Genomic DNA, 13,407 nt, shown 5'->3' with positions numbered 1-13,407 from the left:
TTTCTAACACTGCAACTCCATCAAAATTAGACATTCTAAATGGCATTGAATTTATATGTGAGATGGTATTTTTTTAACAAAAGGAAAGCTTATACTAGTGAAAAACGCTTGAAGTATTTAAATACTGTTAGTTAAAGCTATTCTCTATGACTACACCATAAAAAAAAACACTTGGCGATAACTTAAATGTTTTTTTTAAGTTACCTCAAGCGTTTCCAAAAAACTGTATCTATCATTAACTAAAAGTGTGCTATAGTTACCAATGCACTAAATATACTTTAAAAGAAGATAGATTGACAATTAATTACTTTCCTAATAAGTTATCACCAAAATTTATTTTATAAATTTTGTGTACTAACGTATTGAAAACATGATATTTTTAATGAATGAAAATTTTAAGTAATAATATTACTTCAATAACTCCATATCTAAATTCAAATTATCGAAAAAATTAATACGATTTGGCATGGTCTCATTAATAGTGTCTATTAAATCTTGTGGCACTCTATCTGCTCTATAGGTAACAGCTATCCACATTAAAAGGCTCTCTGCCAAATCTTCAGTCGTGGGATTATCTCTAGCATAAGTAGAAATAAAATTACCATCGGCCTGCTGACTTGCTAACCATTCTGGGTCTTGCTTATAATCTGAATCTATAGAGGCATGTGTTCCCTCATGTACCAAAGTTTCTTCTAGCTTACCTTCTCCATCATATCTATCTGCTCTTCCTGCGTGAATTAATATATTATTATTTCCACCCCCAAACGAATAATCTCCTTTATGAATCCAAACCGTTTGTACGCCTGTTCTTAATGCTTTTGGTATTCTTCCAATCGCTACCGCATATTTCTCAGCGAAAATTTTAGCTTCTTCTTGAGTTTCAAATTCAGGGTTAACTTGTACTTCAACGTTTAATCCATCACTATAGGCTACATTAAATAAAAATGCGTTTAAATCAACCCAAGTAGATCTTCTATCAAACATTCTACGCTCTCCACGTCCAGTATAACTAATACTTTGAAATGTTGTAGGATCTGACGATTTTATAATATCAGAATTTAAATGAACCGTTCCAGAAAATGGAGGTGTTTTAGGCTCTGGTTCATTACCGTTTTTTTTCTTAAAAACCATACTTATCAAATCATGTTTATCCGAATTCCACCAATCATCGGTAACATTAATATCTTTAAATACAATTTCTTGTGTTTCACTATCATAATATCCTTTAGGAGAGCCTTCCTTATAAATATAAGGCATTAACCTTAATCTTCTTGTTTTTAAAACGCCATTATCATCTAGCATTTCATAGGTGTCCTGAGTTGTAACACCGTCTCCTAAGAAATCAAATTCTACAGGGTCGCCTTCTACAGGAGGACAAGCAAAGTTGAATAATACGCCATACCAATAATCATTCCATTTACTCCAATCTAGACCAAAATCAGTAAAAGCATATGCACCTCTGCTTTCATCCCAATATAAAGTAACTTCTTTAGAGTAATTGCTTTTAGTGTTGGTGGCAATCCAAGTTCCTAACTCTAAAACTGGTCTGTCGCAAAATTCATTATATTTTGCTTCAAAGGTATGTGATGTATTAACTACAATAGTATCAGATTCGGGTGTAATTCCAATAGCTTCATATCTAAATTTAGAACCTATTTCAATTTCATTTATACTTACGGAAAGCCCTTTAAACAATTCTTCTTCCGTTTCAATACTAAATTCTATAGTATCATTTAAAATAAGTTCAGAGTCTTCAAACACACTTTCAATCTTTTCAAACTTACTATTTAACAAGGATTTCACTAGAATTACTCGTCCAGAAAAGTTCCCAGAATCAACAAACCATTCGCCTTTAATATTGACATCTAGATCTACACTTTCGTCTTCAAGATTTCTTGTAAAAGTTAAAAGGTCTTCATCTGATGAATAAGAAATTTCAAAACCTGCTTTTTCGTTTGGTGTAAATGATCTTTCTTCATTAGAACATGATGAAAAAATAATCATTATGGCTAGTAAAATATAATTTTCAATTTTTTTCATAGTTTTATTTGTTATTTTGTCCATATTAATGATGAGTCTAGTACATCTCCCTTTTCAAGCCTATCAATAGCTTGATTTTTATTTATGCTATTGGTGGATTGTTCAATCAAGGGATAGGTAAATCTTTTAGGAATTTCATTAATTAGCCCATCGGGATTTGGTATTAAAGTTGGAATTTCAGTTCTTTTATAATCTATCCAAGCTTGTAATCCTCTCCCAAACATGCTTACCCATTTTTCTGTATAAATTTCTTCTAAATTTGTTCCGTTACTAACAATATTATTAGTGTATTGATCTATTTCTGATTGAGAAATTCCTAATTCTTGCATATGCGATATAATGGCTTCTTTTAAAATATCAACTTCATCTCCAACGATTAAGTTTCTTGCGACTGCTTCTGCTTTTAAAAATAACAATTCAGAATAATCCATAAAGGTTGCCGTACCGTTTCTATCAAAAAATTGTGGGTTTATTTTAGAGTAATTATTATTTAGCCCAAAGGTTTCATAGGTATATGCTCCTAGGTATTGACCGTCATCATTAGCAACGGCATATAATGATCTTCTTGGGTCATTAGTTTGATTCATTCTACTAATTAAAGGAGCTGCCATTCTGTGTACTTGTCCTTCTGTGGCATCTGGTCCTAAAGCACTGCTTGGAGGGTAAATATCGCCAACGTTAACCCCTGAAAACTGATACATCGCATTATCAGATGCATTTTCAAATACTGGAGCAATTGAAGATAACTCTGAGGATACATCCCTTATTTCAGACAATTGGATTAACAATCTAAACCTTAAACTATTTGCAAACTTTCGCCATTTTAATGCGTCGCCATTATAAATTAAGTCATATTCTAGTGGTATATCAATAGCAGAAACCCCTTCTAATAACGTATCAACTTCTCTTAAGTTTTCTAAAATATTATTAAATATTTCTGATTGCAAATCGTAAATAGGTTGGTTAATTCCTTGATCTACTTTATTAAACTCTGCATAAGGTAAATCTCCAAAAGTATTTACTAATAAAGTATAAGAGTAGGCTTTTAAAGTCATAGCAACCGCCTTTAATGGTAAATTATTTTCTTGATCTGCCAATACAACAATACGATCTAAATCGACTAAAGGGCCTTGATAAATGGTGCTCCAAATTCGAGATCGAACATCTTGATAATTATATGAAGTGGCATCTCTTGATTGTCCTTGTGTAGTATATTGAATCCATGTAGACGGATAAAGATACCCATCATAATAATGATTTTCAGCATTTGCTATAGTTAAGATAGATCCTGGCAAGAAAAAATGAGTTGGTACTTCTGTAAATTCAGAAGGGTTTGTGTTTATTTCATCAAAATTATCTTCACATCCTGTGAAAATAATAATTGAAAAAATTAAAAATATTGAAGTTATTTTTATAATTATGTTCTTCATGGTATGCGTATTAAAAATTAAGTGACACTTTAAAGGTATAGGTCTTAGCTGTTGGCATATTGAATTCGTCAAATCCAAGATCTGAATTTCTTGCTGAACTAGCGCCTTCTGGATCAAAATTAGGTGCTTTACTATATAAAATTGCTAAATTACTTCCTATAACACCAAACCTAATACTTTGAAAAGGTAATTGATTAACAATCTTTTTAGGTAAGGTGTAATACAGTTGAAGCGATCTTAATTTTACATAAGAAGCGTCGTATATTACGGGCTCATGAAAACCGTAGCTATTAAGGTTTTCAATATAATTTTGGTATGGTACAGAAACATTATTGGCTACATAAACGCCATTTCCTTGATCTATAACGCCATCTGCAACTATAGAGCCACTTCTATTAGGGCTTAATGTACTTTTACTTAATCCGCGTCTTGCTGCCCATTGGTTAGTTAATGAAAACATATCTCCACCAATTCTAGCATTAATTTGAGCTGTAAGGGTTAAACCTTTATATTTAAACGTATTAGAAAAACCGCCTAACCAGTCTGGTGTAACATTTCCTAAAACTATTTGTTCATCTGTTTTTACGGCATATCCATTGCTATGAACAATATTACCTTCTAAATCTCTTTTATATCCATAACCCATTAACTGGCCATAAGGTTCTCCCGCTCTAGCAACACTTCTAATTTGCGAATATCTACTAGCAATTAATAGCTCGTCTAAACCTGGGGCTAAGGATAAAACTTTATTAATATTCTTAGAATATGTAATTGAGGACTCCCAACTAAAATCTTTACCTTCAATATTTGTTGTGTTAATAGCGATTTCTATTCCTTTATTTTCAATATCTCCAGCGTTTATAATTCTTGAAGAGTACCCTGATGATGCTGGTAATTGCACTCTTTGAATTTGATCTTCAGATTTACCTATATAGGCCGCAATATCAAAATTTAACCTACTTTGAAATAATCTTATGTCTGCCCCAATTTCGTAAGTTGTTGTTCTTGTAGGTTTTAAAGTTGGATTATTAATTCCGTTTGCAACAGAGGCTTCAAATACACCTGTTAATCTTTTAAGCGCCAACAGAGATTGCTCTACTTGATATGCGCCAGTACCGATACCCACACGTCCAACATTACCTCTTAACTTAAAATATGAAAAAGCAGTAGGCAGTTTAACCATATCGCTTACTATTAAACTTAGAGAAGCTGAAGGGTAAAAGAACGATCTATTAGATTTTGGTAGTGTACTATTCCAGTCATTTCTACCCGTTAAAGTAAGATAAATTTGTTTTTTATAATCTATGTCTAATTGCCCAAAAGCACTATTTGTTTTGGTATGATTATGATATTGATTTAGTCGAGGTTCTCCAACAGCATTGTTGATATGAAAAAGATTAGGAAGTTCTAACTCATCGGCCCGTTGATTTGATCCGTCTAAAATAAACTCTTTAGTTTCAACCCCTATAAGTCCTCCAATACCAAAACTACCAATTTTATTATGCCCTTTTAAAAGTACATTAGCAAATGTATTGTTTCTTGTATATTGATCTCTAAAATAAGAACCTTTATAACTATATTGGGATCCATTCCAAAGACGCACCCCTTCGTTTGTTTTTTTCTCTTTCTTTTCGCCTATAAATTCTTTGCTTACTCTAGAATCAATACTCAACCAATCTGTAATATTATAGGTTAAATTAAGTACTGAAAACATTCTATCATTACTATATATGTTTTTGTTATTATCCAAAGTAAAAAAAGGATTAGGAAAAAAGTCGCCACTAATAGCATCCCAGCCTGGAGCAATAACCTCAGGATTATCTCCGGTAATCTCAAAAGGTAAAGGCACCCCATTAGCTAAAAGTTCTTTATAATTTCTAAGCGCATTTACATCAACATGGCGTGGTATTATAAGAGCCATTTTTATTGGGTTATCCGAAAAATTTTGAGTTGTAGCTCTATTAGGGCTATCAATATTAGAATAGTTTAAACTGGCATTTACTTTAAATTTCTTAGTAATATACGCACCCGCGTTAAAGGTTATAAAATTTCTTTTAAGCCTTGTGGTTGGTATCATACCTTTTTCATCTATATTTCTTAACGACAATTTGAAATTATATTTATCTTTTTCACTTTTGCCAATAGAAATACTATTATCTCGTGTAACCCCTGTATCATAAAAATCTCTTCCATTATCCGGGTATGCTTTATAGTCTAACGGAACTAAATCGCCATTCTCATCTACAGGGCTATTCCATTGTAATGCAGTAGGTTGAACTCCAAATGCGTTTCCCCATCCAGCTGAGTTATTAACGCCATCAAAATAGTTATATTCATTTCCAACAGTTCCTGTTCCGTATTCATTTTGATAATCAATTAACCGCAACGGGGTACTTAAAGCAATACTACTATTAACTTGAACCCCCAAATTTTTACCATTTCCTCCATTTTTAGTGGTTATAACAATAACTCCATTTGCACCAGACGATCCATATAGAGCTGCTGCTGCTGCAGATTTTAGTACGGTTATTTCTGCAATATCATCTGGGTTAATGTCGCTAATTCCATTTCCATAATCAACACGACCGTTAGACCTTATACTGTTGCTTACAGGTACGCCATCTACGACAAATAAAGGCTGATCACTATCGCCTCCTATCGTTTTTACCCCTCTTAAAATAATTCGTGAAGATGAGCCTACACCGCCACTTGTATTGCTTATATCTAAACCTGCAACTTTACCTATCAATGAATTTATTACATTATTCTGTGCTGTTTCCGTAATACTTTCGCCTTTAATATTAGTAGCCGCATAACCTAGCGATTTTACCGATCTTTTCTCTCCAAGTGCAGTTACAATAACCTGATCCAATTGTTGCGAATCTTCCACTAATACAACATCGATTCTATTTGAATCTGTAAATGCTATTTCCTGAGATTCAAACCCTATAAACGAAAAAACTAAAATCCCTTCTTTATTTACAGATATACTGTAATTACCGTCAAAATCTGTATAAACGCCATTGGATGTGTTTTTTTCTATAATATTTACACCAGGAATTGGCTGGCCATTAACATCTGTAACTTTACCTGTAATAACAATGTCTTGACTATTTAAGGACTTTGCTTCAATATTGATGCTTTTAGAGGAAAAACTATACCCCCATATAGGAGTAATAAGAACACATAAATAAATAAGATATTTAATCTTACTTATGTGATTTAATGTTGATAGTTGGATCGTTTTTAATTTCATAAAGTTTTAGTTTTTATTTTAAGAATTTATTTTTAAAAATTATTGCCTCATATTTTTAATTTTAGCATAGTAAATTATGAAGTCTTAAGTTTATACTTATATAGTATATTTACAAGAGCGCCTTTTTTAATGTGTTTTTTTCAACAATTTCACCAACCAAAAGGGAATTAATATAAAAACACTCACTTTTATTAACAATTATTTAAATTTGAATAAGATAAAATTAATAGGATTTGTATTTAAAAGTTAATGATTAATTAATCATATCCTGTATTATATTATCCTATTAACCTGAAAACTATTGTATTTTTATGGATATTTTACGCCCCTTGACTTTTTGTGTTTTTTTTTAATTAAAAAAGCGGTTCCATTTTTAATATTTTCTTTAACTATTTTTGCTTTTTTATGTTAATTTTTCATTAAAAAACAACCTATAATTTACATAATAACTCACGAAGGTTTTAAAGAGTTTGAAAGCAACTGCTAAGCCTACTTTAATACAAAAATCATACTCTATGTTGAACCACATAAACCTGATTTTTTTAAACTAAAAAAACATATAACTAGATAGGAATATGTTTGCTTTTAACAGGAACACAAGCTAAAAACATGTTATACAAAAAAGAGGTAGCAATTTAATATTACTACCTCTTAGATTATAAGGTTATGTTAAGCCTATTTATTTTCCAAACTATTTAATATAGACATATCCTTATTAGTTTGTTGTAGGAAGATGTTCTTTCCAAAAATTTTCCATCGTTTTTCGTAAATGGTAAGAGGTATTAGCTCTTTCTCTAATGGAATGAGACCTCATAGGATAGGACATCATATCAAAAGTTTTATTTTCCTTTATAAGTTTGTCTACTAACATTTCAAAACTTTGGTAGTGTACATTATCATCTCCCGTTCCATGAATTAACATTAGGTTACCTTCTAAGTTTTGCGAAAAATTAATAGGAGACCCATTATAATATCCTTCTGCATTGTTCTCTAAAAGATCCATATACCGTTCTTGATAAGTTGCGTCGTATAATCTTTGGTCTGACACAAAAGCGACTGCAATCCCCGATTTGTATATTTCAGGATACCTAAACATCATATTTAAGGTCATAGAGCCTCCGCCACTCCAACCCCAAATACCAACACTATCAGAGTCAATAAATTTATAGGTTTTCAATATTTTAGTTGCTGCTTTACTTTGATCTTCGGAGGCCAGAATACCAATCTTTCCATATATTGATTTTCGCCAATTTCTACCTCTAGGCGTTTTAGTTCCTCTATTATCAACACAAGCTACAATATACCCTTGTTGGGCTAAATATTGATGCCATAAATTTTCGCGTCCCCAGTTGTCTTGAACTTTAGCTGCAGCAGGTTCTCCATAAACGTAAAATATTAATGGGTATTTTTTATTAGGATCAAAATCAACGGGTTTAATCATCCATGCATCTAAAACGGCATCACCTATATCAACTTTAAAAAAAACTTTTGGATTAAGCCCTAAGGAATCGTATTTATTTTTTAATTCATCATTACCTTCTAACATTCTTACTTCTTTATGATTTGGAAGGCTTATTAAATAATATTTAGGAGGAGTTATTGAATTTTGAAAAACTTGAATTCCCCATTTTGCATTCTTAGATATTTGATATGAACTTTGACCAGAAAACGCCTGTGGTGTCATTCTTTCTGCCTTTCCTTTTCCATCAATTCTGCTTCTGTAAAGATAGCGTTGAGTAAAGTTATCTGGTGAAGCTATATAATATACATACCCGCCTTTAACATCTATATTATTAATATTAATAACATCAAATTCGCCTTTAGTAATAGGTTGTATATCTTTACCATCACGCGATACTTTATATAAATGTAACCAGCCATTGCGCTCGCTAGACCATGTGAAATATTTTTGTTTATCTAACCAACGAATATTATCATGAATATTTAAAAACGCATCATCTTTTTCTGTAAGAATGTTTTTAATAGTCATGGTGTGTATATCACCTATCCAAACTTTGTTTGTGTTTTGTTGTCTATTTAACTGTTGAATCATAACCTCATTTGAGTTAGGAATAAAATCCATTCGCGCCAAATAGTTGTTTTTAGGATCGCCAGGAATGTCAAACCATCTGGTCGCTCCTTTATTTACAGATATCACCCCAATTTTTACCGAAGAAAGTGCGGTTCCTACTTTTGGGTAAGGCATTGGAATAGGTTTTGAGTATATAGAATCTATATTATTAATCATATAGAAAGTACCAACTTCCTTGGTATTAGAATGCCAATAAGCAATGTTTTCACCATCAGGACTCCATCTAAACCCATCTCTACAAGACAGCTCTTCCTCGTATACCCAATCAAAAGTACCATTAATTATATGTCCGCCCCCATCTTTTGTTAATTGTTTCAGTTTGTTTGTTTCCAAATCTTCAACAAAAATATTCAACTCACTAACGAAACCTACTTTGGAACCATCAGGAGAAAATTTGGCAAACATTAGTGTCGATTCTTGTAAAGATTTTCCTAATTGCTTTAATTTATTCGTTTTTAAGTTAAGTACCCAATAATCGCCTCGCGTATGATACCTCCATACTTTTTTAGTATTCGTAAAAATTAACAACTTTGTATCATCGTTTGACCACTGATAATCTGAAACCTCTAGTGGTTTATTCATGTTACTAGGTAGTAATTGTGATGCAGAAACCATTACTGTTCTTTGACCTGACTTTGCACTATATTTAACAATATCCTTCCCGCCAAAGTCTTTATTTTTTTCTAAGGTAGAATAGCTATTATTATCCTTCATCCATCTAACGGTACCAATCCCCTTTTTACTGTAAACTTTATTGTTGTAAATATCTGACAACAACAACAACTGCTTTTTAACCTGACTATCAGAGTTATATACAGCAAAAACAACCATAAGTAATGCAATAACAAAACGTTTTTTCATTTGTATCTATTTGTATTAATTTAAATTTAAAAAGTGTAACCTTTATATTTTTGTATATACCCCATGTAAAAAAACAATACTTAGGTTATAGTTCACGACTTCTTTTAGATAATATAACCTACCCCCTGTATAGGTTTTCCTCTTTTATAAGAAGCTTATAATTCAAGGCTTCATTATTATTTTTTATCAAATCTAGGTATCTATTCTTTTTATTTACACTAAAACCTGCGATCTGGATGAAAAGGAGCTAACTCTAAACTGGTTTTTTTACCTGTAATAATTTCAGAAACTAGTTTTCCGGTTGCAGGGCCTAAACTCCAACCCATCATAGCATGTCCTGATGCTATAGTTAAATTAGCACATTTTGACGATTTACCTATATACGGCATACCATCTGGAGAACATGGGCGTAAACCACAATCTGCTTTTAATTTCTCTTCAGTATTAATTTCAAGATTATTGTAATATAATTTTGCGGCGTTTGCAATGGCATTAACTCTTACAGGGTTAATGTCATGATTAATGCCTGCTATTTCCATAGTACCTGCAAAACGTGTAAACCCTTGCATTGGTGTTACGGCTACTTTAGATTCGCATAAAATTGCAGGTATGGTTATGTTGGTTTTGCGCTCTACATTTATTCTATACCCTTTACCGGCTTGTATTGGTATTTTTAGCCCTAATTTTTTAGTAAGTAACGGACTCCAACTTCCTGCGGCTAAAACTACCTCGTCGCAAATTAATTCTTGCTTATCGGTAATTACTTTTGATATTTTATCTTTAGCTATACAAAGGTCCAAAACGGCTTCATTTGAATAAATGGCTACCCCCTTTGATTTTAAATAGAAAAGCATTTGTTGCATAAAATCTTGAGGCGTCATATGCGCATCAGAATGGTAATAAATGGCTCCTTTAATATTTAAATTTGCCTTAGGCTCTATTTTTTCAACTTCTTTTAGCGATAAGTTTTCAACGTTTAAACCCGCTTTTATACCACGTTGTCCCACCTGCCATTCTTCTTCACCTACCTTATCGGTCTTATAACACATTAAAAGTCCTTTTTTTTCAAAATGAAAATTAAAGTCTTCCGAATTGTTTATATCCTTATACAATTCTCTGCTTAATATGTTTATATCTTTTATTGGCTTTATGGCTTTTTCAACTTTTGCTGCTGTTGCAGATTTTTTAAATGCTAAAGACCATTTTATAAAGTCAATATCGAATCTTGGTTTTATATATAATGGGCTTGCTGGGTTAAACATCCATTTAAGTCCTTTAGAAATCATTCCTGGAGCGGCCAAAGGTATAAAATGACTTGGTGTTATATAGCCTGCATTTACATATGATGCCCCGCTTGAAAAGTTAGATTTATCTATAACAGTAACTTGATATCCCTCCTGATGAAGGTAGTATGCCGAGCATAATCCTATTATCCCTCCTCCTATAACTATTGTATGCTTACTCATAAGTATTGAAATTAAAATTCCATATAGGTTTTGCCCCTAATAGATGTTCAACAAAATAATTCCATCGCTTTTTTATAAAATAATTACGATGCTTGCCTGTATAACCGTGACGTTGACTAGGAAGTATCAATAAATCAAACTCTTTGTCGGCTTTAACTAAAGCTTCTGCAAATTTGAAGGTGGCAGATGGGTTTACATTATCGTCTAAACCACCATGAACTAACAATAACTTTCCTTTTAAATTTTTGGCATTTGTAATATTAGAAGCTTCTTGATAACTTTTATCTACGGGCCACCCCATATACATTTCTGGCCACCATACTTTTTCCATTCTAAAATCATGATCTCCAGAACTGGCAACCCCAACTTTATAAAAATCTGGAAATGCAACCATAGCGCGTCCTGTATCATACCCGCCTGCCGAATGTCCAAAAATCCCAACCTTATCGGTATCTATCCAACTAAACTTTTTCCCCAAATACTTAATAGCTAAAACATGGTCTTCTAAGTTTGCCCCCATATTTTTATATGAATGCTCTCGAAATGCTTTGGAACGCCCCGACGTGCCTAATCCATCAACTTGCATAACAATAAAACCAAGTTCTGATAATGATTGATTGTAAAATGCCACATCAAAAGATTTTGGAAACCTTTGGGTATGGGGCCCGGTGTAAGTAGCATCTATAATAGGATAAGATTTGGAAGCATCAAAATTTGATGGTTTCCAAATGGCTCCATAAATAGTAGTTTTATCATCTTTAGCGGTAAGTTGAAAAACTTCTGGCGCTTTCCATCCTTTTGATACAACTTGAGAAACATCTGCTTGTGTTAATTTACTTAAAATTTTTCCGTTTTTTGAATCTCTTAAAACCGTTTTTGTTGGTATCTTAACTGTAGAATAATTATCGATAAAGTATTTACCATCTTTTGAAAACGCTACTTGATGATGCTCTTTTTCCGGGGTTAGTAATGTTACTTTGCCTTTAAAAGTTACTTTATACAATTGTTGATGATATGGGTTTACATCTGGAAATTTACCGGATGCTAAAAAATAAATAACCCCATTATCTTTATCGAGATAACTGATACTATTTATGTGGTAATTTCCGTTAGTTAAAGGCTTAGTTTTATTGGTTTTTAAATCTAAGCTATATAATTGTCTCCATCCACTTCTTTCAGAAAGGAAAATTATTTTGCCTTTGTCTTCTAATATAGAATATTCAAAATTATCTATACTTGTACTACTGGTTTCGTGTACTAAAGTTCGCTCTGTATTGGTGGTTAAATTAATCTCTTTTATAAATTCGTTTTTAAAACCACGGGTTTTATAATTAGCATAACATAGTCCTGATTTTTTAGACCACCTTATTGAAACCGTATTAATATGAGTAGTTATTGGTAGTTTTGTTTTTATTTCTTGCTTGGTTTCAATATTATAAAAAACAGGCTTTACGCGCACCATAGTTGTATCGCCTGGGGAGCCTCTAAAATAAGATAATAATTTAGGCTTGTATAATGAATCTTTGCTCCAATCTAGTAAATACATTTTTTCTGCATTTTGAGAGTCGATAATATTTGCCGTTACATACTTAGAATCCTTAGACCAATTTACCGAAAAATGCTTTGGTCGTTCGCCATTTTCACCTTCCATTTTGTCAAACCACCCATAATAACTTGCGTATTCATAATGCTTTTTACCATCAAAACTTAATTGATGTTCTTCATTTGTTTCTGTAGATTTTATAAAAAGATTGTAGTTTTTTGAATAGGCTATCCATTTACCATTTGGCGATTGGCTTTCAAATTGGTTTTTAGCTTCTTGCGTAACTTTATCCTTGAGTTGAAGTTCGTATGAAATCAAATTAAAAATATATGTGTTTCCTAAAGTTTTAAAAGACAACCTGTTTTCAGATTCAAATTCTATATTTGAAAGTGAAAGATTATTAAAAGCAACGTCTTTTTTTAACAATTTTGATAAAGCCTCTGCTAACTTTTTATGATTAAATAGTGTGGTAACTTTATAATCTTTGAAGTTAATTATCTGGTAAGTTTTCCCTTCTTTTGAATAATCAATAAACCAAAGCCCTTTATTATTTTCAAACCAATTTACTGGGGTGTTTAGATTAAAAACCGTTTTATTATACCTATTACTAGAAGTATAACTAACCGCTCTATTATAATCTTCTATGGTGATATTTTGAGAATAACTAGAAAAATAAATTAAACTAAAACTAAATATTAAATACCTTAAATAAATCATAT

Annotated in this window: 6 protein-coding genes; all 6 read right to left on the bottom strand. The window is 32.0% G+C overall.

Annotation, left to right across the window (positions count from 1 at the left end):
• Positions 1–408 precede the first annotated feature (408 nt).
• The 6 genes from FQU21_RS03505 to FQU21_RS03480 all read right to left on the bottom strand — a co-directional run bounded on the left by FQU21_RS03505 (position 409) and on the right by FQU21_RS03480 (position 13,405).
• Complete coding sequence (locus FQU21_RS03505) at positions 409–2,040, bottom strand: hypothetical protein (protein WP_147676648.1); 1,632 nt, start codon at positions 2,038–2,040, stop codon at positions 409–411.
• Positions 2,041–2,051: 11 nt separating this feature from the next.
• Positions 2,052–3,470 (bottom strand): SusD/RagB family nutrient-binding outer membrane lipoprotein, encoded by a 1,419-nt coding sequence (locus FQU21_RS03500; protein WP_147676647.1) that lies wholly within the window; start codon positions 3,468–3,470, stop codon positions 2,052–2,054.
• A 10-nt stretch (positions 3,471–3,480) separates the two neighbouring features.
• Positions 3,481–6,726: a SusC/RagA family TonB-linked outer membrane protein gene (locus FQU21_RS03495; RefSeq protein ID WP_147676646.1), complete on the bottom strand. Its 3,246-nt coding sequence runs from the start codon at positions 6,724–6,726 to the stop codon at positions 3,481–3,483.
• A 715-nt stretch (positions 6,727–7,441) separates the two neighbouring features.
• On the bottom strand, positions 7,442–9,679 hold the full coding sequence (locus tag FQU21_RS03490) for a S9 family peptidase (protein ID WP_147676645.1): 2,238 nt from the start codon (positions 9,677–9,679) through the stop codon (positions 7,442–7,444).
• A 218-nt stretch (positions 9,680–9,897) separates the two neighbouring features.
• A complete protein-coding gene (locus FQU21_RS03485) occupies positions 9,898–11,145 on the bottom strand; it encodes an NAD(P)/FAD-dependent oxidoreductase (protein ID WP_147676644.1) in 1,248 nt (415 codons plus the stop codon).
• Positions 11,138–13,405, bottom strand: coding sequence for a S9 family peptidase (locus FQU21_RS03480; protein ID WP_147676643.1), 2,268 nt, complete (start codon positions 13,403–13,405; stop codon positions 11,138–11,140). Before FQU21_RS03480 ends, FQU21_RS03485 begins: the two co-directional genes overlap by 8 nt.
• Between the last annotated feature and the right edge of the window lie 2 nt (positions 13,406–13,407).

It is taken from the genome of Algibacter pacificus, assembly GCF_008033385.1.
Classification (GTDB): domain Bacteria; phylum Bacteroidota; class Bacteroidia; order Flavobacteriales; family Flavobacteriaceae; genus Algibacter; species Algibacter pacificus.
The sequence above is the reverse complement of the archived record's forward strand: the minus strand, read 5'-3'. Positions and strand labels throughout refer to the sequence as shown.

Bases quoted from the DNA above. Each gene is read 5' to 3' on its own strand.
- FQU21_RS03495 (WP_147676646.1), bottom strand. From the start codon at position 6,726: ATGAAATTAAAAACGATCCAACTATCAACATTAAATCACATAAGTAAG.
- FQU21_RS03505 (WP_147676648.1), bottom strand. From the start codon at position 2,040: ATGAAAAAAATTGAAAATTATATTTTACTAGCCATAATGATTATTTTT.
- FQU21_RS03480 (WP_147676643.1), bottom strand. From the start codon at position 13,405: ATGATTTATTTAAGGTATTTAATATTTAGTTTTAGTTTAATTTATTTT.
- FQU21_RS03485 (WP_147676644.1), bottom strand. From the start codon at position 11,145: ATGAGTAAGCATACAATAGTTATAGGAGGAGGGATAATAGGATTATGC.
- FQU21_RS03490 (WP_147676645.1), bottom strand. From the start codon at position 9,679: ATGAAAAAACGTTTTGTTATTGCATTACTTATGGTTGTTTTTGCTGTA.
- FQU21_RS03500 (WP_147676647.1), bottom strand. From the start codon at position 3,470: ATGAAGAACATAATTATAAAAATAACTTCAATATTTTTAATTTTTTCA.